The sequence below is a fragment of the Psychrobacter sp. UBA5136 genome, from assembly GCF_002414005.1.
In the GTDB taxonomy this organism is placed as follows: domain Bacteria; phylum Pseudomonadota; class Gammaproteobacteria; order Pseudomonadales; family Moraxellaceae; genus Psychrobacter.
This window is the reverse complement of record NZ_DHYG01000032.1, coordinates 24379-47997: the sequence shown is the minus strand read 5'-3', so window position 1 is coordinate 47997 and position 23619 is coordinate 24379. Positions and strand designations below refer to the sequence as shown.

Here is a 23619-nt window from a genome sequence, read left to right as displayed (position 1 = left end):
GAGCGTGAATTGTGGATAGCTGCTAATAAATAATGGTCGATGGCGCATTTATCCATATATTATTGCTCCGCGTATGTCCTTATACTTATGGTAGTAGTTATGGTTATGCCATCATATAACCCAAGCCTAAGAACGTCACGACGGATAAAACCGCGCCGAGCATGGCATAGGGGAACTGACTAAAGGCATGTTGCATCGGGGAGCAGCCAGCACCTTGTGATGCCAATAGCGATGAATCACTAAAGAAGCAGGCATGACTACCAAATGAAGAGGCTGACAATAGCGCCCCAATCATCAGTGGCGTGCTCACGCCAAGCGCTAACGATATGGGGAAGACAATTGGCATCGCAAGGATGTATAAACCCCAACTTGACGAGGTGGCAAAGGTTAAGAAAGCCATCACGCCAAAGATAACAGCAGGGAAAATGGCAATCGTCATATAAGGCGTGATAGCCTCAATCACATACGTGGTCATACCAAGCTCATCGTTGATGGCTTTTAGAAAAAAGCCGCCTACTACCGTTGATAATGGGTAGAGCATCACTTGAAAGCCTTTAAAAATGGCTTCAACTTGGGTCTCAAAGCTTAAAATTCCTTGCGCCCAATAGAGCAGCACGGTGACAAAACAAGTCAGTAATGCACCGCGTAATAAATCAATTTCAAAGTAAATGGTTGAGACAATCAGTAAAATCATCGGAAAAGCAAAGTTCATGATATTGGCTTTAAACGACAGCTTACGTTTGGCTTTGACGTTTGAGACCAATTGCTCATCTACAAAGGCTTCAGGGACAGGGTTTCCGCTTCTGGCTCGTTTTTCTGCTTTTTTCATCGGGCCCCAGTCGCCCAAAATCCCATAGGCCACCAAAAAGACAATAATAAGTGCAAACCAAGCATAAGCCATAAAAGGAATCGCACTCATATAAAGTGCCATACCGCCCCCATCTTTTGCTACGCCATTTTCTTCTAATAGACCAGCGAAATAGACCGCCCAAGTAGAAATGGGTACAATAACGCACATCGGCGCCGCCGTTGAATCGACGATGTAGGCAAGTTTCTCTCTCGACACCCCATAAAAGTCAGTCAATTTCTTCACAGATGTGGACACAGCGAGACAGTTTAAGTAGTCATCAATAAAAACCACGATGCCTAATCCGGCCGTCGCTAGTAGTGACTGACGACGTGATTTGATGATTTTTTGTAGCCATTCACTAAAGCCATCGAGACAACCACTAATCTCGAGCAGCTGAATAAGTCCCCCCATCAGGCCACAAACTAGTACGACCCAAACAATGGTCTCATTACCGAGTACGAGAGATATGTTGTCAGCAAAGGGGGACACCAAATCAAACGGATTGAGCATCACGAGGCCAGCCACACAGCCTGCAATCATAGATTCAAATGGCCGCCTAGAAACAATGGCGGTTACCAATACCAATAATGTTGGTAATAGAGATAAAGCACCCCAAGATTCGTTTGGTGCACGGATGGTCGATAGCCAAGCAAAAACGAAATATATAGCAATCCCTGCTAATACCGTTAAAAATACTCGCTTATTATGAAACTGCCCCTCGACAGCTTCGCTGAGTTTCATGTTCATCTTTACGCTCCCTGTAAAACCTCATTTTTTAGAACAAACTCTATTTTTGGTTAATGCTCGATAGACAGTCTCGATAGGCAGTAGCGAATCAACTTTCTACCGCGCGCCATCACAACAATCCATTGTTATGACAGCTTAATGCCACGATAGCCTTACAATAAAAAACGTTGTACTGACTGAAAACAGGTTAATCAACATTCATTATTTACAGGCTTTGACGTATTTACATACCAGTCGTATCTTTTAGTGCGTACCACCATGAGCCCATCACCGAATAAGGCACGCGTAGCGCTCGGCCACCGGGGAAAGGAATCCAAGGTATCTTGGCAAAGGTGTCAAACTCTCTGGTTTTACCATTGATGGCATCAGCCAGTATCTGGCCAAACAAATGCGAGCCTGTTACCCCATGGCCGCTATAACCATGAGCAAAAAACACCCGCTCATGTAATTTGCCCATTTGTGGTACCCGTGAAAAGGACAGGGCAAAGTTGCCGCTCCACGCGTAGTCAATTTTGACATCACGCAGCTCGGGGAAAATCTTATTCATATTTGGTCTGATTTTGGCGGTGATATCCGCTGGGTCTTGACCTCCATAGACAGTACCGCCGCCAAATAACATGCGTTTATCCGCTGACAGGCGATAATAATCAAGAATATAGCGTACATCCTCGACACAAACATCGGTTGGGAGAAGCTGGTCTGCTAAATCACCTAAGGGTTCGGTGGCGATAATCTGCGTCGAGACGGGCATAATACGATCCGTCAGCTTGGGTATGACTTTATTGAGATACGCATTGCCGCACAGTACTGCTTGCTTACAAGTGACAGTGCCAAACTCAGTGATGACTTTGATAGCGTCATCCGCATATTCAATATCAACCACCAAGGTGTTTTCATAAATCGTCCCGCCAGATTTTTCGATCGCAGCGGCTTCGCCAAGGGCTAGATTTAGCGGATGAATGTGACCACCTGAATGATCAATAACACCGCCGACATAAGCCTCTGTTTTGATATGTTCTTGAATGCCATTTTTATCGAGCATTTCGCGATCATGCATACCATGGCTTTCCCAGAGGGCGTGCGTTTCTTGTAAATCTTTTAATTGACCGTTATTTAAAGCAGCGAAGATATTCTTCTCTTTAAGGTCGCAATCAATATTATAATCAGCGACAAAACGTCGAATGATTTTGCCACCGCGGGTCACGAGCTGACCGACAAAGTCTGCATTTTCTTGACCATAAGACTTTTTAATTTTTTGTAGGCTGGCATTTAGACCGTTGACGATCTGCCCGCCGTTACGTCCTGACGCACCCCAGCCAATTTGCGCGCCTTCGAGAACGACGACTTCGTGATCGGTTTCGATAAGGTGCAGCGCCGTTGATAGGCCACTATAGCCGCCGCCAACCACGCAGATTTCTGCTTGAATGTCGTTTGTGAGCATCGGTCTGTCTGGTTTCGGGTTGCGACTGGCCGCGTAATAGCTGTCAGGGTATTGGCCCTCATCTGAATAATGCGGAATATTGCGCGTGTTATTCGAGGATAGGTTTTGACTCGTTGCTGCATTGCTATTTAAGTTGCTATTTGGCATATCAAACATCCTGTAAATAGGTGAGGTATTCAAGATTGGTCACTTGCTGAGCAAAGCGCTTGGCTTCTTGTTTTTTGACGGCAATCAACAGCTCTATCATCTCGCGTGGAAATAAGGCATCAATGACATCGCTACTTTCAAATTTGCGGATAGCGGACAGCCAGTCTAATGGCAAAGTTTTAAGCTCAGCTTCGTTATAAGTGATGCTATTTACCGGCTCTGGGACTTCAAGCTTGTTTTCGATGCCATAAAGCATGCCTGCTAATACAGCGCTACAAACCAGATAAGGATTGGCGTCCGCACCAGATACACGGTGCTCGATACGGCGAGCTTGCGAGTCGCCGCCAGGGATGCGTACAGCGGCGGTGCGGTTTTCATACCCCCATGACACATTGTTTGGTGCTAGCGTACCAGGCGTAAAGCGGCGATAAGAGTTGACGTGCGGCGCAAATAATAAAGTACAATCTGACATGGTTTTTAATAATCCAGCGACCGCATGACGCAACATGTCAGAGCCTTCATCCGTGCCATCGTCAAAGATATTGTTGCCGTCTTTATCCAGTAAGCTGCAGTGGACATGAAAGCCATTACCTGATTGCAAACCGAAGGGTTTTGCCATAAAAGTGGCCGTCAGCTTGCGCCGTGCGGCGACAGATTTGACCACTTGCTTAAATAAAATGGCATCGTCAGCAGCCTTTAAAGGGTCATCGACATGCAATAGATTGATCTCAAACTGACCACAGCCGTTTTCAGCCAAAGCGGCATCAACGGGGATATCGAGTTTTCTACAGTGCTCGTAGACTTCGTCTAGGAATTCATCAAATTGTAATAAATCATTGATACTGAGGATGGACGTTTTGTTTAGCCTTAAGCCATTTTTGGGACGGATAGGCGGTCTTGGTGTCTCGCCTTCTGTATAGTCCACCAAATAAAATTCTAGCTCAGTAGCCATGACTGGCGTCAATCCCAGCGCTTTAAATTTTTTGCTGACGTAGTTTAAGACGTGGCGAGCATCACCGTAATAAGGCTCGTTGTCTTCGGTATAAAGCCAAACGGGCAGTAGCGATGAGGGCGCACTGGTATTGAGGAGTGGATAAGCGGCGCGACCAGTAGGACGGGCGATCGCATCTATATCGCCATTGCACTGAGAGGATTCGATGACATCAGCACCCCAGATATCAACGCCTAAAATCGATAAAGGCAGCCGTATTGCGCCATTTTCTGCTTTTTCCATCTGATTGAAGGGAATGCGCTTACCCCGAAGTAAGCCATTAATATCCCCCGCTGCAACATACACATATTCCGTATTGTTTGCAGACTCGACCATTCCATTGGTTGTCGTCATGTCTATTATCCCTATTGATGTTGATTTCTGCTCTGGTTATGGTTGCGCCGTTTACGGTCGCTGTCATTCATAATTGACAAGTCATGATTGTGAATAACGTTAAATAAAACAGTGGTTCTAAATAAAACAGTACTTATAAAGGCCGTGGCTGTTACTTCATTTATCCTATTGCTCAGTATGCTTTTGCTCTCAATCGACATATTTTTTACTGCAAAATGAAGCACCTAACGTTGTTGTTATCGGCGTCAGCGGTAAGGTGGTAACGACTGACATTGACCTTTTGTCTTACCGATGTCTTTTAATATATGGATGAAATTTATAGTTGTCAATTGTTATTTAAAACTATTAAAAAGTAATTAATTATATGCAATATGGCTTATATAAATTAAAAATGAAGTTTATAGTTTACATTAGCCAAAAAATTGTGTTAGATTTTAATCAATAAAATCTCTGTATAGTGGAGATTTGAGGCTCAGACAACACAGTCAAGGAAGAATAAAATGCAAACTTACAGGCCTATTATTGCCATCGTCTCCTGTCATAAAATGGTTGATGGACAACCTGCGCAAGCGGTGTACCAAAAGTATATCGATGCCGTCCATTTTTATGGTGGTAATGCCATCTTGCTGCCCAATACCGCCGCCGAAAGTGAGAACTTCGCGGCTTTGATTGACTTTGTGGATGGTATTTTATTGACGGGTAGCTATAGCAATGTTGCGCCTGCGCGCTATGGCGCCACGCATATTGAAGAAAAACAGGACTTAGGTCGTGATGAGCTGAGCTTCAAACTGCTTGCTCATGCAGAAAAAGCTGGTACGCCTTTGTTGGCGGTGTGCCGCGGTTTACAAGAGATGAATGTCTATTTTGATGGCAGCCTGTATCCAGATTGGCGTGAAGTAGAGGGGTTTTATGAGCCGCACTTAGAGGACAATACCCAGCCGCTTGAAGTGCAATACCAGCCGGTGCACGACGTGATTATTCAGCCTGGTGGGCGACTGGCAGCGTTTGGTGAAAAATGGCACGTCAATTCGTTGCACAAACAAGCCATCAGTAAAGTGGGCAGAGATTTGTTTGTCGAGGCTCGTGCGCCAGATGGGCTGGTGGAAGCCATCAGCTTAATAAAACATCCATTTATGATTGGTGTACAATGGCATCCTGAGTTAAATTATGCACAAGACGATTTGTCAAAATTTCTATTCAAGGAATTTATCCACTATGCCAGCAAAAAACACGGTTCATAATAGTGCAGAAAACGATATCGAAAAAGCGGGTGCTGTGCCCGAAAGTGAGAGGGAGTTACTCGAAGACGAGGCTGAAAAACAAGACGAAGATGAGGCTGATGATGTTAACAGCGATGAAGAGAACGAGTCAGAGTCTGATGAGGCGTCGCCCGTGCTCGAGATGGATGGACAGCCAGAAGAGGATATCGGTAAAAAGATCAATCAGCTACGGCTTGCTAAAGGATACTCGCAGCGCAAGCTAGCGAGAATGGCTGGGGTTACCAATACCTCAATCAGTGCGATTGAGCGTAACAAAGTCAGCCCCGCGGTAAATACGCTCAAGGCGATTTTGCAGGTGCTAGGCTCAGATTTAACGACCTTTTTTAGTGATGAGTGGAAAGAGCCTAAAGCACGGGTGGTGGTCACGCCAAGAGATTTGATAGAGCTTAGCGAGCCAAGCAGTAGAGTGTCCTTAAAGCAGGTGTATAACTGTAGCACCACCAAAAATCTTGGGTTTTTGATTGAGACGTATCAGCCAAATAGCTCAACGGAAGAAAAAATTGCTCATGAAGGCGAAGAGATTGGTACCGTTATTGAAGGTAAAGTATTGATTCGCATTGAAGAGACGACCTACCTGCTAAACGAGGGTGACAGCTATGTGATTGATACCATTAAACCGCACACCTTTATCAATCCTACTGACGGCGTCACTCGTATTGTGAGTGCGCATACGCCCACAACTTATTAAGTTAGCATTAAAGCTTAATTGGCGCTACAGTTAGACTGGCAGATTTTAATGGTCTTGAGTCGCTTCTAGGTCATCGGTTGCTTGTTCTTTTTCTTTCGTTTTACCATCGTCTTTAAGCAACCTGACTTTGGTATTTTTATCTGCTAGTTCAATTTTGACATAAGGGGACTCAGGAATAGTTTTAGATGTCTTGCTAAGGCCTTTTCTAGTCCTTTTTACCGCTGCTGCCTCTGCCTGCGCTTGCTCTTCTGCAAGCGATTGTTCATATAGACCTTGATAGACGAGCAAGGTTTGCTCAATCATCTCACGCATGGTGAATTTATTGGTCATCTCAGGACGGGTGACACTCTCTAGCTGGTTGCGCACCGCTTTACAGAGCGCTTTAGCGTTATATTTTTTCACCAATCCTTGCGGATATAACGGCTGCAGTATCTCGCTAAAGGCCGCTTGATCCCAGCCAATGACTGGCGTGCCTAAGTGAATTGCTTGCAGGGCATTGATGCCAATCGATTCCGGCTCATTGGCAAGCGCCATGACGATATTGGCTGCCGACAGCCATTCGCGCATGTCATTACGCTTGCTACCGACATAGGTGATACGCTCAGAGAGTCCAAGTGTATTGCTACGTTGGCGAAAATCTTCGTGCGCGACATCGCCTTCGCGGTAATCTTCATCCATAATAATGACGTGGATATTGGGAAATTGTTCTTGCAAATTGCCCAAAATATCAATCAGCCATTCTTGCCCATATTCATTACCAATAATGGTCGGAAAAACCAGCCATTTTTTGTGTTCAAGCTCAGGATATTCGGCAAATGTATGCCGCAGCCAATAAACAGAAGGGTTGTGCCGATACGGGTACCGACGGGTATCGACACCGCGATAGATACGCTTAATGACTTTTGGCTCTAACTCCTCACGGCGCAGGCCTTTTTTTAGATAATTGGTGACGCTATCGGAAACCGTGATGATGGTATCGACATCGAGTAGCGCTTGCGAGTATTTATTGATCGGATAAAAACCGTACATGGTCGAGACCAGTTTTGGTCGGCGCTTGACGCGTGCGCGGCGCAGTGCCAAATGCAATACCCATGCTGGCGTGCGTGAATGCACATGAATGACATCGGGGTCGTACTTTTCAATCAGGCGGCGTAGCGGCGCGACTTGGAGCAGTGACAGCCAAGATTTTTTATTCATATAAAGCTGATGATAAATATTGCCATCACGCTTTAGGCGTTTGACCAAGTCATTTTCTTCATCAGCGCTGGCGATAATGATGGAGGTGTGCCCATTTTTAACCAAAGCGCGACCCAGATGAAAAATGCCGCGCTCGGATTCATCATGCTTTAAGGACGACAGTAAGCGCATAACTTTCATAATGGCAGAGGTCACTATTTAACGATATCAAGTTGCTATTGTCAGTTAAAAGCGCTGAAAACTCAACCACCAAGATAAAAAGATGGGGCTGGATTTAACCTGCTTTGCGCTTAGGTATTTCTAACAACGCTGCGGCAAATAGGGTTTATACAAGCGCGAGTTTTTACGCTCTCTGATAATGGTTTTAGTACCAATACTGAGAATAAGGACAATCATCTGAGGATTTACTACCAAAAAACGCCTACTAAATGGGCTTGTCATGCATATTTTTTAAAATAAAAAAGCCCAGCATTAGCAGGGCTTTGGGGTAATTATTTGGCAGAGCGTTTTTTACACGGTGTAAGTTTTATTGAACTTTAGCGCGTATGACGACGGTTTGCGCAGCATTTGGGCTTAAGTCAACCAAGTTCCATTTAAGACCAGTATAATTTTCTTTCACAATAACAGTATTACCCACTTGCTGGATGGTTTGGTAGCGGTTACCGCCGGTGGTTGCAAGCGTTGGTAGCGGGCTGTTTAATGATACCAGTTGTACGCCGTTTGGCAATGACACCATCGCGTTAATATCGTTGACAGGCTGCGCGGTGGTATTGGTATAAGTGGTGTGATATTCGATGACGTCACCGGGCGCGATATGATTGGCTGGTACAGCCACTTCGCGACCGTCTTTATTTTTTAATATTTTCATGACTTTGGTTTGGGCATTAACCACGCCGGGCGTACTAAAGGTTGGGGTTAATTGCAGGGCTTCCAAAGAAGTGGTGACGATTTGATTGGTGACCGGTGGGTTGGTCACAGTAACTGGCTGACTAGTGACTACCGCCGTGGTAGGGGCGTTAAGGGCTGGCAATTGAGTCGTGGGCGTGACAGGTAAGGCTTGGGTCACGCTAGTCGTCGGCACCCCTATGACATCAACTCTGCTGGTTTGATTGGTTATTTGGTTGGTCACAGGCACGCTCGTAACCGTGGCACTGCCTTGAGTCACGACAGTATTAGCGCCTGAGCGGACCACATAACGGGGCACATTGGTTACCTGAGTTACCGCAAACGGCATGCCATCTTGCATCGTAATACCGCTAGGCGTCGCGGTAATGACAGCAGTTTTACCATCAGAATACTGTTCGACCACGGTCGTACTACCACCCGCGGACGGGCTAACGGTAATTTCAGGCGCGGCATTGGCAGTAGACACCACGAGTACGGCGCTTGTTAATACAGCCGATATCGCCGTCGCCGTCGCCATTTTTTGCGACAGGTTTTTTTTGGCTATGCTTGCAGATGAGGTAGCAATATTCATAGTCATCATAGACTCCTTTAAAAGTGTGATAAATAAATCAAAAATTAAACCGCGAAGACAACAAACCCCCGTTAAATGACACTACAAAGCAGGCCAAATAACGAGGGTAAGAGTGTTAGTGACAGCTCAAACAGCCATCTTTCCATCATTATTTTTAGTCAAAGCCAAGCAACAAACTTGCGTACGTCGCCTCTGAATGTATGGCAAAACAATTACTACTCAAGCAATTATGCGTCAAAACAAATTGAGGTGAAAAGCAGCATTGTGTAACTGCCTGACGATAAATAATGACTTTTTGTGCGCTCTATCTATGTTTGCAATAAGCTCTATGTGTCTTCAATAAGCGGATACACGTTTTAAAGATAAGTCTTTGAGAGACGATGATATCCTCTTATAAATGTCATTTTATAAAAGTGAGCCAAACTAGTCGTAAATCACCTTCATGATTTCGTATTCAACCATGCCTTTTGGCGTTTCGATACGCACTTCGTCGCCCTCAGACTTGCCAATTAGGCCACGAGCGATAGGGGAGTTGACCGAGATTTTACCAGCTTTAAAGTCCGCTTCGTCATCACCGACGATTTTGTATTGTTTTTCTTCTTCGGTGTCCATGTTTTCAATCACGACGCTCACACCAAATACCACGCGGCCTTCTTTTGGCAGAGTGGCAGGATCGATGACTTGCGCGCCGCCAAGTTTGGCTTCGATATCGCGAATACGCGCTTCACAAAACCCTTGCTGTTCGCGGGCCGCATGATATTCCGCGTTTTCTTTTAAGTCGCCGTGTTCGCGCGCTTCAGCGATGGCGGCTGTGATGCGTGGACGATCGACGCTTTTTAACTGTTTTAATTCGGCTTCTAAAGCCGCATGTCCTTGCGGAGTCATGGGATAACGTTGCATGTTTTTTCCTTAAACCAATAACATCACACCATCTCCTACTCTTAGTGAATAGCGAGATGGTGTCAGTGTTGTTGCAATGAGTATGTGATATAAAAAATCAAGATTTAGACTGCATAAGCAGTAAACGCGCGCTATTTGAGCACGCATACGCTTACCGATAAGACGCCTTAACCTGACGTAATAAAAAGCATAGTCGCAGTTCAGCCACTATGCTTTTTAGGTTTATCTTTTAAAAACTTTATTTTTCTAAAGTGCGATTGTTCTAAAGTATGGCCATATAAAAGCCAGTAATAAGTTTCACAAACACTTTTAAATAAGCGTTGCCATTATGCTTAATCTACTGAAATTATACCGCCAAGTCAATAGCGCTAGGCAATAGTCTTTGCTTGTTCATGCAAATCTTGGAGCTTGTAGACATCAAATGGCAAGTCAATGGCATAAGATTTACAAACCGCATCTGCCGCGCCTAACGTTGTGACGTAGAACACTTTACCTTGCAAGGCGCTGCGACGAATAGAGAACGAATCCTCTTGCGCCTGTTTGCCCGCAGTGGTATTGATAATAAGGTCGATTTTACCATTTTTCAAGGCATCAACGATATGCGGGCGACCTTCGGTGACTTTATTGATTTGTTTACATTCAATACCGTTTTCCGCCAATACTTTTTGCGTACCAGTGGTGGCAACGATATTAAAGCCAAAGTCGAGAAGCTGACGGGCAATAGGGATAACTTGTTCTTTATCGCTATCACGCACAGAGATAAAGACGGTTTTGGTTTCGCCTTCAGTTGGCAAGCCTGGCAGGCGCTCATTACTGCCGATAACAGCCTTGTAGAATGCTTCGCCAAAGGTTCTACCAACGCCCATCACTTCACCCGTTGATTTCATCTCAGGGCTCAAGATTGGGTCAACACCTGGGAATTTAGCAAACGGGAATACCGCTTCTTTGACCGCATAAAATGACGGCACGATTTCGGTGGTAAAGCCTTGGTCTTTTAATGACGTGCCAGCCATACAGCGCGCGGCTACTTGCGCCAATGACGTACCGATACATTTAGAAACGAATGGCACGGTACGCGCCGCGCGTGGGTTAACTTCTAGAATGTATACGGTTTCACCTTTTACCGCAAACTGAACGTTCATCAGACCAATAACGCCAAGCTCTTTTGCCATAGCCACGGTTTGTGCGCGCATGACATTGCACAGCTCGTCAGAGAGAGAGTAAGGCGGCAATGAACACGCTGAGTCGCCAGAGTGCACGCCCGCTTGTTCGATGTGCTGCATGATACCGCCAATCACCACATCGGTGCCATCGCAAACACAGTCAACATCGACTTCGATGGCATCGTCCAAGAAGCGATCAAGGAGTACGGGCGCTTCGTTTGACGCTTGAACAGCCGTACGCAAGTAGTGTCTTAGCTCGTCTTCGTTATAGACAATTTCCATCGCGCGACCACCAAGTACATATGATGGGCGTACAACTAGCGGATAGCCAACGTCTTTTGCCTTGACCAAACCATCTTCTAAGCTAGTCGCTAGGGCATTTGATGGTTGGATAAGGTCTAATTGATGAATCATATGCTGGAAGCGCTCGCGGTCTTCAGCGCGGTCGATGGCATCAGGGCTGGTACCGATGATTTTTACGCCCGCAGACTCTAAAGCGCGTGCCAATTTTAGTGGCGTCTGGCCGCCAAACTGCACAATCACGCCATCTGGATTTTCGATACGTACAATCTCTAAGACGTCCTCTAAGGTGATCGGCTCAAAGTAGAGACGGTCTGAGGTATCATAATCGGTTGAAACCGTTTCAGGGTTACAGTTAACCATGATGGTTTCATAACCGTCTTCGCGCATGGCAAGGGCAGCGTGCACACAGCAATAATCGAACTCAATGCCTTGACCGATACGGTTTGGACCGCCGCCGATGACCATGATTTTTTTCTTGTCGGTTGGGTTGGCTTCGCACTCGCTGTCGTACGTTGAGTACATATAAGCGGTGCTGGTGGCAAATTCTGCCGCACAGGTATCGACGCGTTTATAAACAGGATGGACACCCAAATCCCAACGTTTTTTGCGTAATTGTTTTTGTGAGACGCCAAGCAGTTTTGCCAAACGTAAATCTGATAAGCCTTTACGCTTAAAGCTGCGCAGATTCTGTTCGGTCAAACCGCCAAAGCCCATAGCTTTTACTTGTGCTTCAGTTTTGACGATGTCTTCGATTTGTACCAAGAACCATGGATCAATTTTGGTAAAATTAAAGACCTCGTCGACGCTCATGCCGATGCGAAAAGCATCTGCAAGATAATAGATGCGCTCAGGCGTTGGTAGGGTTAGGCGGTTGATAATCTCGCTACGGGCTTTTTCAGTGCTAAGCTTGCCCTCTTTAATAGCAGCAAAGTCGATTTGCTCATCAAAACCATCGGCGCCTGTTTCCATACCGCGCAGTGCTTTTTGCATCGATTCTTGGAAGTTACGGCCGATTGCCATCACTTCACCAACCGATTTCATCTGCGTTGATAACACGCTGTCGGCTTGCGGGAATTTTTCGAAGTTAAAACGTGGGATTTTAGTGACGACATAGTCAAGCGCAGGCTCAAAGCTCGCTGGTGTTTTACCGCCTGTGATGTCATTTTGCAATTCATCAAGCGTATAACCAATCGCCAGTTTTGCGGCGATTTTTGCAATTGGAAAACCAGTCGCTTTTGATGCCAATGCTGATGAGCGTGACACGCGTGGGTTCATCTCGATGACGACCATGCGGCCTGTATTTGGATTAATACCAAACTGCACGTTTGAGCCGCCGGTTTCAACACCAATCTCACGCAATACGGCTAATGAAGCGTTACGCATGATTTGATATTCTTTGTCGGTCAAGGTTTGTGCTGGGGCAACGGTGATTGAGTCGCCCGTGTGCACGCCCATTGGGTCAAAGTTTTCAATCGCACAAATGATGATGCAGTTGTCGTTTTTATCACGAACCACTTCCATCTCGTACTCTTTCCAACCGATGAGTGACTCATCGATGAGCAATTGATGATTTGGTGATAAGTCAAAACCGCGCTCACAAATCTCGATAAACTCATCGCGGTTATAGGCGATACCGCCGCCTGAACCGCCCATGGTGAATGAAGGGCGAATGATACATGGGTAGCCCATTTTTTCTTGGGTGGCAAAGGCTTCTTCCATGGTTTCAGCGGTTTCAGCACGTGGACATTCAAGACCGATACGCTTCATGGCTTTATCAAATAAGTTGCGGTCTTCTGCCATCTCGATTGAATCTTTGGTCGCGCCAATCAGCTCACAATTATATTTGGTCAATACGCCGTGTTTGTCCAAATCTAGCGCACAGTTTAGCGCCGTCTGTCCGCCCATGGTTGGCAAGATCGCATCAGGACGCTCTTTAGCAATGATTTGCTCAACCGTTTGCCATGTAATTGGCTCGATATAGGTCGCGTCTGCCATGACAGGGTCAGTCATGATGGTTGCAGGGTTTGAGTTGACCAAGATGACGCGGTAGCCTTCTTCTTTTAACGCTTTACACGCCTGCGCGCCTGAGTAGTCAAACTCACATGCTTGGCCGATGACGATAGGGCCTGCGCCAATGATAAGAATGCTTTTTATGTCGGTACGTTTTGGCATAGTTAGGGCTACCTTCGTTTGAATGATATTTTGAGTAATCTGTATTTTTAATGATATTTTTGATAACGCTTATCGCGTCTGGTATGTGCCGCTTGAACCACTATCCGTGCTTCAAGCTTTATATTGATTATTTGCTTACAGTTAATTAGCGATAGCTTACGCTTTCGCTGCTGCCATCATCTCTGCAAACTTATCAAACAGCGGCGCAGCATCATGTGGACCAGGGCTGGCTTCTGGGTGACCTTGGAAGCTAAAGACCGGCTTATTGGTCAGCTCAATGCCTTGATTAGTACCGTCAAATAGTGAGCGATGTGTCGATTTAACATTGGCAGGCAGCGTGTCTTCGTCAACGGCAAAACCATGGTTTTGACTGGTAATCATAACGGTGCCAGCAGCTAAGTCTTGTACTGGATGGTTGGCGCCGTGATGCCCCGTTTTCATTTTAATAGTGTTGGCACCGCTGGCAAGACCAATCAGCTGATGACCCAAGCAGATACCAAAGGTTGGAATGTCCGTTTCTTCAATGATATGACGTACCGCATCGATGGCGTAATCACAAGCAGCTGGGTCGCCAGGACCATTTGATAAGAAAATACCGTCTGGATTCATCGCCAGTACGTCTTTGATCGGCGTTTGCGCAGGGACGACCGTTACATGACAGCCGCGGTCAACGAGCATACGCAAAATATTGGTTTTAGTGCCGAAGTCATAGGCGACGACATTATATTTTGCGTCAACATGGGTGCCAAGCTGTTTAAAAAAGCCGCCCGTGCCGCTATCGTGACTGCCAACGATATCACGATTGAGGAGGGTGTCTGACAAATCCCAGCTGCCCGCTGTCCATTCAAAGGTCGTTGGCGTACAGCATTCTTTTGCCAAATCCATGCCTTCGATACCAGCAAATTCTTGCGCCAGTTTAATCGCTTGCTGCTCGTCGTCGCTGCTAATCGTTGCGCCGTTAGAAGCGGTAAAGATACAGCCGTTTTGCGCGCCTTTATCACGTAATAGGCGGGTTAATTGACGCGTATCGATATCAGCAATGGCAACCGTATTATGACTTTGTAGATAGTCAGTCAGTGACTGCGAGTTACGAAAGTTGGAAGTGGCCATGGTCGCGTCACGGATGATAAGGCCTTCAGCCCACACGCGATGACCATTACCAGACTCAGTATCTTCGGCGTTGGTACCCGTGTTACCAATGTGCGGATAGGTGAGGGTGACTAGCTGACGCGCATAACTTGGGTCGGTTAGGATTTCTTGATACCCTGTCATGGCTGTATTAAATACCACCTCACCGACACGATGACCGAGACTACCGATACTGACACCGCGAAAAATCGTACCGTCTGCTAATGCCAAAATTGCTTGTATTGTCGTCGATGAATTCAAGGGTTGCCTCCGCTGTTATGGGTGAGTGCCATGATGTTTTATGATGAAAATTTTGCGCTAAAACGGCCTTTTATGTTTATCTAAATACTGCTAAATAAGCATAAAAAACGCTCTAAAGCCAAATTTTTTCCACAAAAAAGCGAGAAGACATCATAGATGAAAAGGTACAGGATTCACTAAGGGTGAATAAGTAACTTGCATCATGTCCGCTCGCTTTGGCACAGATTTTGCGCATTATACTAGAGTTTTGCGTTGAGGGCTAGCACCTTCTCTCGTCTGTTATTTCAAACGTTTATATTTAGTATTTTTACATTGGATAAATAGGGGCTATTAAAAATTATAATGCACTGATAAACCATAATAGTCCGGCGATAAGTTGGGGGCGATATGCAATTGGTCATCATAATAGCTTTTGGTAAAATACATGCTGCTGGCAACGCCTAAGGCGGCCCCTGCTAATACGTCAGCTGTATCATGTTCATCGGCGTCAACGCGGCTATAAGCCACAAAGCCTGCGCCGATATATGCTGGAATGCTGTATTTTAAGCCATAACGTTTATGAATAAAGCTGGCGCCCTGGAACGCTCTTGAGGTATGCCCAGAGGGGAAGGAATCATCATCGCTACCATCAGGTCTTTCTTTATCAATCACTGTCTTTAAGGCATAAGTCGCAGCAACGTTGGTCGCAAACGAATAGTAAAATTGCTGACGACCCTCTTTATCATCCATATAATAAGTGCTACCGTAAGCAGCTGCTGGGATGGCAAAGGATAGAATATCTCCTGCTTTATCAATCCCAGAGCTATTATCTGCGTGAGCGGGGCTCGCCACAATAAGGCTAGTCGATAATAAGATGAGCGCGGGATATTTTATGCTAACCATGACAGCGTGCCTAAATAAAATTGATGGACGAGAGTATACTACAAAGACTTTATGAAACTTTATGTCTATTGAGCTTTACCATGCATTATTTATAAAAATAACGACTAAGGATAGAGTATGATTTATCAGTATTTGGACAAAACGCCAGAATTTGCCAGCCCATTTAATGGTTGGGTTGCGGACACAGCGCGCGTGATTGGCGATGTTTATCTTGGCCATCAAGCCAGCGTGTGGTTTGGGGCGGTGATTCGCGGTGATAATGAGCGCATTCATATTGGTGATTATAGTAACGTGCAAGAAAACAGCGTCATTCATACCGATGCTGGGATTGAAGTGAAAATTGGCAATCATGTCACCATTGGCCATTTAGCGATGCTGCATGGCTGCGAGATTGGCGATAATAGTCTGATTGGTATTGGCGCTGTGGTATTAAATAATGCCAAAATCGGTAAAAACTGTATTATTGGTGCCAAAGCCTTGGTCACCGAAGGCAAAGAGATACCCGATAATTCACTGGTCATGGGCGCTCCTGCAAAAGTGGTCAAAACCTTGACGGACGAGCAAACAGCGATGTTAAAGCTGTCAGCTATGCACTATGCGGAGCGTTGTCAGAAGTTTAAAACGGGCTTAACAGAAGTGGCAATGCCTGATTAATCGCTGTCAGAAATTAGCTAAAAGTCAGCTAGAAGACAGCACGATTTATAAAAATGAGGATAGTTTTATACTGGCTATCCTTTTTATAAATCTTATGCCATCAGCATCATGATAAGCCAAATAATAGCAAAAATGATAATCCCGATGACAAGACCGCGAAAGACATCATGGCGTACAGAATGGTCGCTAAGATAACGATTATTACCAGTGTCGTCGATGTTTAAGGCATTGACGCTCTCAGCACCCGCGCTTTTACCAACGATAAAACCCGTTAGCGCACCCAAAATCAGCATAAACGGCGTAAATAGCCAAAATATCTCGCCATTGCCCATACCGGCGATTGAACGGATAACAACAATGGCAAGGTCAATAAGTAAGCCGCCAACACCGTACAGTAGCGCGTTTAACAGTGCGTAAAGCAGACGGTCATAGGGCGATTGATGGCTCTTGCCTAATTGTCGCCGTCTAATTTCTCTGATGGAGCGGGCAGGACGTCGCGGTCGGTCAGACAAGACGGTTTTATCATCAGGCGCTTTCATAAAGGTCTCTATTGTTATTATCAAGTCGGCTAAAAACAAGCAAGTCGGCTAAAAACCAGCTAATGAGATAGTAAAATAAATAAGTTAGCATAATTTTGTTTGCTAAACAGTAGGATTCTAGAAGGTTCTTTAGCAAATTTTATATTTATCAAGCGCTTTATTTTAAAAATCATTTACCTCTAAAAGATTATTTTTTTAACAAACAAGAATAAGGCTCCACTATGCAGGCAACACAAGCAGGACAGGCTCCAAAAGAGTTGGCGCTTTTTGATTTAGACCATACATTGCTCGACGTTGATAGCGATTATCTTTGGGGCGAGTATATCGTCAAGCATAATCTCGTTGACGAGGCTGAATATCGCACCGCCAATCAGAAATTTTATCAAGACTATATCGAAGGTACGCTCGATGCGACCGAATACAATGAGTTTGTGGCGCAATTTTTAAGCAGCTTGCCGATGGATAGGCTACATGAGCTGCGCGAAGACTATATTAAAAGCGAAATCGAACCCCACATTCGCCCAAAAGCGATGGAAGTGCTCTGTCAGCATATCGAGAAGGGTCACGATGTGGTGATTATTTCTGCCACCAATGATTTTGTGGTATCGGCAATTGCTCAGCGTTTTGGTGTTGCAGATAGCCATGTATTATCGACGCCGCTTGAGATAAAAGATGAGCGCTATACGGGCAAATTAACAGATAAGCCAAATTTTAAAGAAGGCAAGATTTACCATCTAGACAAGTGGCTTAATAAAAAGCAATTAGCAGGTGTCACCTTTGATAAAACCTATGCCTACTCAGACTCTAAAAATGATATTCCACTGCTCGAATGGGCAGACGTGGCTATTTGCGTGTCACCTGACGAGGCGCTACACGCGCATGCGCTTGCACACCGCTGGGCAGTAGAAGACTGGTCGATTTAGATGGTTTAAAATAATTTGACGCAAATGCAGCGATAATTAGCCAACTATTTAGTGATAATCTCCTTTAAAATAGCGCCCTATCATTTTAAAAAAAACAGTTAAAAAAACAGGAAACTTTATGGAAATCAACCCGTATCAAGAACGCATCAAAGATTTATCCGAGCGTGGACAGGACCTTCGGAGGTATCTTTGACTTCGACGGTAAGCAAGAGCGCTTAGAAGAAGTCAATTTAGAATTAGAAAACCCTGAGCTGTGGAATGATCCAGAGCGTGCGACCAAAATTAATAAAGAAAAAAGTCAGCTTGATGGCGTCATCGACGTGGTGGTTTCACTTGAAACAACCTTGGCAGATGCGGTCGCTATGTTAGAGCTGGCAGTAGAAGCAGAAGACGAGACATTGCTGACCGATGTGCAAGCAGAGCTCGATAATGCCGAAGAACGCGTGGCAGATTTAGAGTTTCGCCGTATGTTTAGTGGTGAGATGGATCCAAACAATTGCTACTTAGATATCCAGTCGGGCAGCGGCGGCACCGAAGCGCAAGACTGGGCGGAAATGCTACTGCGTATGTATACGCGCTGGGCGGAGTCGCATGGCTTTAAGGTTGACGTGATTGAAGTATCGTCGGGCAGCGTCGCTGGTATTAAATCGGCAACGATTGAGATTAAAGGCGATTATGCCTTTGGTTGGTTACGGACCGAAATTGGCGTGCATCGCTTGGTGCGTAAATCGCCATTTGACAGTAATAATGGTCGTCATACGTCGTTTGCTGCTGTTTTTGTGTCGCCTGAAATTGATGATAACGTCGAGATTGACATCAATCCAGCTGATTTGCGCATCGATACCTATCGCTCATCGGGCGCGGGCGGTCAGCACGTCAATACCACCGACTCTGCCGTACGTATTACTCATGAGCCAAGTGGCGTGGTGGTCACGTGTCAGAACGAGCGTAGCCAACATGGCAATAAAGCCACGGCGATGAAAATGCTCCGCGCTAAGCTGTATGAGCTTGAGATGCAAAAACGTATGGAAAAACAACAAGCGGTTGAAGATAATAAATCTGACGTGGGCTGGGGCAGTCAAATTCGCTCGTATGTGCTCGATGATTCTCGTATCAAGGATTTGCGTACTGGCGTTGAAACCTTTAACACCAGCGCGGTGCTCGATGGCGATCTTGACCAATTTATCGAGGCAAGCCTTAAAGCGGGACTGTAAGATTAGACTAAAAAGACCGTTTCAAAGACCAATCAACATTTAATTAAGGAAAATTATGCCAAGCGTTAATAACTATTTTGACAATAAAGTGACTTCTATTGCTTTTCAAACAGCCACTCTGCCAGCGACTGTCGGCGTGATGGAAATTGGCGAATATGGATTTGGTACTAGCGAATTTGAAACCATGAGCGTCATCAGTGGTGCCTTGACGGTAAAATTGCCAGAAAGTGATGAGTGGCAAACCTTTCATGCTGGCGAGCAATTTACCGTTGAAGCCAACCAGAAGTTTGGCGTTAAAGTAGAGGTTGAGACCGCTTATTTATGCACTTACGGTAAATAGTTATTTCTCATATGAGTGCAGTTGTTAAAAAAACGCCAAGTTTATACTGGGCGTTTTTTATTTTGAAAAGTTTATAAAACTGCCGCTATTAATCATAAATCCTTGCGATACTGAATCATTTCAGTCAGGTCTGCCACTTTATCATAGAGTTTACGTGCTGTAGTGTTGCCTTCTTGCGTTGTCCAATAAACACGATTACAGTTTTTCTTACTAGCAAAATCATAGACCTGTTCAATTAGCGCACGTCCTACGCCTTGTCCGCGCACCGCTTCACTAACGTATAAATCTTCTAAATAGCAGCATTCTGTGGTATTCCACGTATTTGGATGTAGCACCACATGAGTGATACCTACTAATGTGCCATCCTGCCAAGCGCCAAAGCCATAAATTGGGACATCATTGTCAAGCAGATTGCGCCACGTCTTTTCTGTCGTACTGGGCGGCAAGCGAGTTTCATAAAACGTTAAGTATTTTTGCCATAGATTCGCCCAAGATTCATAATCGGCTTTAGATAGTGGGGCTATTTTTATAGAATCATTTTTCATTATATTTCATTCAACTTAAGTTATGGGTTTTAGCGAATTATGGCTTAAAAACTCATCATTTAGAACCTTTTAAAGAGAGTTTTTTACACATCAATTACACTTTGCTTGTGGCAAACAAACAGCAAAGACAGCCGCAATTTATTATGCTAAAGCGTCTATTTTATCAATCGAGTATTTTTTATGGCGAAGTTAGACCAGCAGACAATTACGCAAGATGTACGCCATGATTATGAACATTTAGCTCGCTTGGCAAACCTGCGCTACGTCAGCGACGATGAGCCAGGATTTACGCGCAGGCGTTGGGGTCGCGGTTTTACCTATAAAGATGCGACTGGCAAAACGGTAAAAGATAAGGCCTTGCGCAAGCGTTTTGCTGCTTTAGTTATTCCGCCCATGTGGTCTGATGTTTGGATATGCCAAGATGAAAAAGGGCATTTGCAATCGACAGGGCGCGACGATAAAGCGCGTAAACAATACTTATATCATCCCGAATGGAATCGCGTACGCGATCATGCTAAGTTTGCTGCGATGATAGGCTTTGCCGAAGCCTTGCCTAATCTGCGGGCGCAAGTTGAAACAGATTTAGAAGCAGCGCCGCTATCACGCGCCAATGTATTAGCCGCCGTGGTTAAATTATTGGAAACCACCCTAATTCGTATCGGTAATAGCCGCTATGCGAAGATGAATAAAAGCTATGGCCTCAGCACGTTACGCAGCAAACACGTCAGTGAAACAGAAAACGGCTTGGCGTTTGATTTTGTCGGTAAAAGTGCCAAAGAACACCATATTGAATTGCAAGACGAGCGATTAATTGACATTGTGCAAGCCTGCTCTGAGCTGCCGGGTTATCAGATTTTTAAATATTTGGATGACAATGGCAAGAAACAAGTCGTCGATAGCAGCGATATTAATGCATATATACGCGAGCATACTTGCGCATATAATAGTAAAAATAAGCTGTATAACGGTAATTTGTATAGCGCAAAGGATTTTCGAACTTGGATGGCAAGTGTGCTTGCGGCCAGTTATTTATACGATGAGCTGCAGACCTCTAAAGGCAAGGCGATATTAGCCAGTGAAGCCAACAGTGCTGAGCGTCAACAGCTGGTCGTTGATATGGTCAAAGAAGTCGCAGAAGAGCTTGGCAACACGCCTGCTGTTTGCCGCGCCTCTTATATTAATCCCGTGATTATTGAGCGCTTTTTAGCAGGGCAGTTTTTTGAGCCTTATAAACAAGCAAGGCGTGGCCGAACCAGACAATATCAAAGCTGTGAAGAAAAGGCACTGCTGGAATGTTTGTATGATTGGCAATAAAAATTTAGTGTTATGAATATAAAAATGATACGTTATGTATTGAAATGAATGGAGAAATGCGTTACTAATAGATTATCTGAACGATTAGAGTAAAAAACGGTTTATAGGATATGACCGTTTTTCCTATATAAATACTCTTTTTCCCCTAATTAACACTGCTAAAGGATTAGCTTATGAACACCTCCTCTGCAAACCATTCGGCTGCAAATAGCGTTACAAATAATGCTCAGTCGCCCGTCAGCTATAACGATTATTATCATAACTTTAATATAAGTGACTTATTGACAGAAATCTATGGCGAGCATTTAGACGACCGATTAAATGCTTATATGGCGTGCTGTGGTCGCCATGTGCGTGATGGTCGCGGTGACAATCTTGCGTTAGTGCACGAGGATACGTCAGGCAAGGTAATGCGTATGACCTTTGCCGAGCTTGATAAGGCAAGTGCGCAAGTTGCTAACTTACTAAAATCTTACGGCGTCAAAGCCGGCGACCAAGTGGCGACTATGTTGCCACGAACCCCTGAGCTACTCACCATTGTTTTAGCTACGTGGCGGATTGGCGCAGTTTATCAACCATTATTCACCGCTTTTGGCTATGATTCGATTAAGTACCGGATGGATAAAGCCAATACCAAAGTGGTTTTTACCAATGAAGAAAACCGTAGCAAGTTTGAAGACTTAGCTGAGCAAACCAAAATGGTCTTGGTCGACAATAAGAGTTATGCGCAAGCTGCTAGCGAAAAAAAATGGCCTGATGATAATTATGCCAAGATGATGGCATCGCAGTCGCAAACTAGCGAGCCAGTATTATTGGATACCGATGCGCCATTTTTACAAATGTTTACCTCAGGTACGGTGGGTAAATCAAAAGGCGTCAGTGTGCCGCTATCCGCTCTAACGGCTTTTTATCTTTATATGCGCTATGCCATTGACTTACGCGCCGATGATAACTACTGGAACATGGCCGATTCCGGCTGGGCGTATGGGCTATATTACGCAATCACGGGACCTTTGCTGATGGGCATCACCACCTATTTTAACGAAGCGGGCTTTGACGCTGCCAATACCCGCGACTTTATGGTTCGCCATAAGATTACCAATTTAGCCTCTTCACCAACCGCCTTTCGCATGATGAAATCTAGCGGCGTGTTTGAAAAATCTCATGATGATGTCAACTCACTGCTATCACTACGCTGTGCCAATTCAGCAGGCGAAACTTTAAATACTGAAGTGGTTAATTGGGTCGAGACGTATTTGAACTGCCAAGTGAAAGATCAATATGGTCAAACAGAGACGGGCATGACGTGTTGTGCGCACCATGCACTAGCCCATGAATGTCCTACTGGGTCGATGGGTATGGCGTTACCGGGTCACACACTCGTCGTGCTAGATGATGACATGCAAGTGTTGCCTGATGGCGAGCAAGGACAGCTTGCGGTGGTGGTTAGCCAATCGCCCGCGTTTTATTTCCGCGGTTATAGCTGGAATGAAAAAGACGCCTTTGTTGACGATTATTATCTGACGGGCGATGTGGTCGAGCGTCATAGCGATGGCAGCTATTGGTTTTCGGGGCGTGATGACGACATTATCATTACGGCAGGTTACCGCGTAGGGCCTACCGATGTCGAAAATACCGTGCTTGAGCATGAAGCAGTCGCAGAATCCGCAGCGGTTGGCGTGCCAGATGACGTACGCGGCCACACGATTAAGTCTTATGTGGTGCTAAAAGATGGCATCGAAGGCAGCGATGAGATTGCCAAAGAAATTCAGGAATTGGTACGTAAACGTCTATCGACGCATGCGTATCCGCGTGAGGTTGAATTTGTGTCGGAGTTACCAAAAACGCCAAGCGGTAAAATCCAGCGCTTTTTGCTACGCAGTTTGTCCGCCGCATAAATTGCTGAAACTTCGATAGCCGTTTAAGATAATAAAATATAGTCAATTCAAGATAATATCGTTACGTTAATAGTTATGTGCGACTGGTGTAAATTTTCCTTGCTTGCTGTTATCACAGAGGCTACGAAAAATTCATCCCAGTCGCATTGTGTCTGCTTTACAGTAAATTCACTATGGTTAGCCTAAAAGATATAGTCAAAATATCCTAAAA

The 23619-nt window shown here is 45.1% G+C and carries 19 protein-coding genes; 8 read left to right on the top strand and 11 right to left on the bottom strand.

Features of this window, described 5'->3' with window-relative positions:
- Positions 1-103 precede the first annotated feature (103 nt).
- From B4240_RS04040 to B4240_RS04030, 3 genes are all read right to left on the bottom strand, one after another.
- The gene (locus B4240_RS04040; RefSeq protein WP_296236958.1) at positions 104-1597 is read right to left on the bottom strand and encodes a Na+/H+ antiporter NhaC family protein; all 1494 of its coding nucleotides are present in this window, start codon (positions 1595-1597) and stop codon (positions 104-106) included.
- 223 nt (positions 1598-1820) lie between these two features.
- Positions 1821-3185, bottom strand: coding sequence for an NAD(P)/FAD-dependent oxidoreductase (locus B4240_RS04035; protein WP_296236957.1), 1365 nt, complete (start codon positions 3183-3185; stop codon positions 1821-1823).
- Between the two features lies 1 nt (position 3186).
- A complete protein-coding gene (locus B4240_RS04030) occupies positions 3187-4530 on the bottom strand; it encodes a glutamine synthetase family protein (protein ID WP_296236956.1) in 1344 nt (447 codons plus the stop codon).
- Between the two features lie 500 nt (positions 4531-5030).
- Here B4240_RS04030 and B4240_RS04025 point away from each other — a divergent pair, with 500 nt between their 5' ends.
- Positions 5031-5771, top strand: a complete 741-nt coding sequence (locus B4240_RS04025; protein ID WP_296236955.1) for a gamma-glutamyl-gamma-aminobutyrate hydrolase family protein — start codon at positions 5031-5033, stop codon at positions 5769-5771.
- On the top strand, positions 5746-6498 hold the full coding sequence (locus B4240_RS04020; protein ID WP_296236954.1) for a cupin domain-containing protein: 753 nt from the start codon (positions 5746-5748) through the stop codon (positions 6496-6498). The genes B4240_RS04025 and B4240_RS04020 overlap by 26 nt, the downstream gene beginning before the upstream one ends.
- Positions 6499-6543: 45 nt before the next feature.
- Here the strand turns inward: B4240_RS04020 and B4240_RS04015 are convergent, their stop codons facing one another.
- The 6 genes from B4240_RS04015 to B4240_RS03990 form a co-directional block, all read right to left on the bottom strand.
- On the bottom strand, positions 6544-7875 hold the full coding sequence (locus B4240_RS04015; RefSeq protein WP_296236953.1) for a glycosyltransferase: 1332 nt from the start codon (positions 7873-7875) through the stop codon (positions 6544-6546).
- A 346-nt stretch (positions 7876-8221) separates the two neighbouring features.
- The gene (locus tag B4240_RS04010) at positions 8222-9181 is read right to left on the bottom strand and encodes a hypothetical protein (RefSeq protein ID WP_296236952.1); all 960 of its coding nucleotides are present in this window, start codon (positions 9179-9181) and stop codon (positions 8222-8224) included.
- A 414-nt stretch (positions 9182-9595) separates the two neighbouring features.
- Positions 9596-10072: a transcription elongation factor GreA gene (gene greA, locus B4240_RS04005; protein ID WP_296236951.1), complete on the bottom strand. Its 477-nt coding sequence runs from the start codon at positions 10070-10072 to the stop codon at positions 9596-9598.
- Positions 10073-10440: 368 nt separating this feature from the next.
- Positions 10441-13710, bottom strand: a complete 3270-nt coding sequence (gene carB / locus B4240_RS04000; RefSeq protein ID WP_296236950.1) for a carbamoyl-phosphate synthase large subunit — start codon at positions 13708-13710, stop codon at positions 10441-10443.
- 156 nt (positions 13711-13866) lie between these two features.
- Positions 13867-15099, bottom strand: a complete 1233-nt coding sequence (gene carA, locus B4240_RS03995) for a glutamine-hydrolyzing carbamoyl-phosphate synthase small subunit (RefSeq protein ID WP_296236949.1) — start codon at positions 15097-15099, stop codon at positions 13867-13869.
- A 330-nt stretch (positions 15100-15429) separates the two neighbouring features.
- Positions 15430-15981 carry a phosphatase PAP2 family protein gene (locus B4240_RS03990; protein ID WP_296236948.1) on the bottom strand — a complete coding sequence of 184 codons (552 nt, stop codon included), beginning with the start codon at positions 15979-15981 and terminating at the stop codon, positions 15430-15432.
- A gap of 117 nt (positions 15982-16098) precedes the next feature.
- On the opposite strand from B4240_RS03990, the gene B4240_RS03985 reads away from it, so the two are divergent.
- The gene (locus tag B4240_RS03985; RefSeq protein WP_296236947.1) at positions 16099-16635 is read left to right on the top strand and encodes a gamma carbonic anhydrase family protein; all 537 of its coding nucleotides are present in this window, start codon (positions 16099-16101) and stop codon (positions 16633-16635) included.
- A 92-nt stretch (positions 16636-16727) separates the two neighbouring features.
- On the opposite strand, the gene B4240_RS03980 is transcribed toward B4240_RS03985, so the two are convergent.
- Positions 16728-17174 carry a hypothetical protein gene (locus B4240_RS03980; RefSeq protein ID WP_296236946.1) on the bottom strand — a complete coding sequence of 149 codons (447 nt, stop codon included), beginning with the start codon at positions 17172-17174 and terminating at the stop codon, positions 16728-16730.
- A gap of 221 nt (positions 17175-17395) precedes the next feature.
- On the opposite strand from B4240_RS03980, the gene B4240_RS03975 reads away from it, so the two are divergent.
- The 3 genes from B4240_RS03975 (at position 17396) to B4240_RS03965 (ending at position 19651) form a co-directional block, all read left to right on the top strand.
- Positions 17396-18097, top strand: coding sequence for an HAD family hydrolase (locus tag B4240_RS03975; RefSeq protein WP_296236945.1), 702 nt, complete (start codon positions 17396-17398; stop codon positions 18095-18097).
- A 118-nt stretch (positions 18098-18215) separates the two neighbouring features.
- Positions 18216-19311 (top strand): peptide chain release factor 2 gene (gene prfB / locus B4240_RS03970; RefSeq protein WP_296236944.1). Its coding sequence is split into 2 segments (ribosomal slippage): positions 18216-18287 and positions 18289-19311, totalling 1095 coding nucleotides; the frame shifts between segments, so codons are not numbered across the junction.
- Between the two features lie 55 nt (positions 19312-19366).
- The gene (locus B4240_RS03965) at positions 19367-19651 is read left to right on the top strand and encodes a pyrimidine/purine nucleoside phosphorylase (protein ID WP_296236943.1); all 285 of its coding nucleotides are present in this window, start codon (positions 19367-19369) and stop codon (positions 19649-19651) included.
- A 92-nt stretch (positions 19652-19743) separates the two neighbouring features.
- Here the strand turns inward: B4240_RS03965 and B4240_RS03960 are convergent, their stop codons facing one another.
- Positions 19744-20196: a GNAT family N-acetyltransferase gene (locus B4240_RS03960; protein ID WP_296236942.1), complete on the bottom strand. Its 453-nt coding sequence runs from the start codon at positions 20194-20196 to the stop codon at positions 19744-19746.
- 180 nt (positions 20197-20376) lie between these two features.
- Between B4240_RS03960 and B4240_RS03955 the strand changes: the two genes are divergently transcribed.
- Together B4240_RS03955 and B4240_RS03950 are read left to right on the top strand one after the other, a co-directional pair.
- Positions 20377-21510 carry a DNA topoisomerase IB gene (locus B4240_RS03955; protein WP_296236941.1) on the top strand — a complete coding sequence of 378 codons (1134 nt, stop codon included), beginning with the start codon at positions 20377-20379 and terminating at the stop codon, positions 21508-21510.
- Positions 21511-21683: 173 nt separating this feature from the next.
- The gene (locus tag B4240_RS03950) at positions 21684-23408 is read left to right on the top strand and encodes an AMP-binding protein (protein WP_296236940.1); all 1725 of its coding nucleotides are present in this window, start codon (positions 21684-21686) and stop codon (positions 23406-23408) included.
- The last annotated feature ends 211 nt before the right edge of the window (positions 23409-23619 follow it).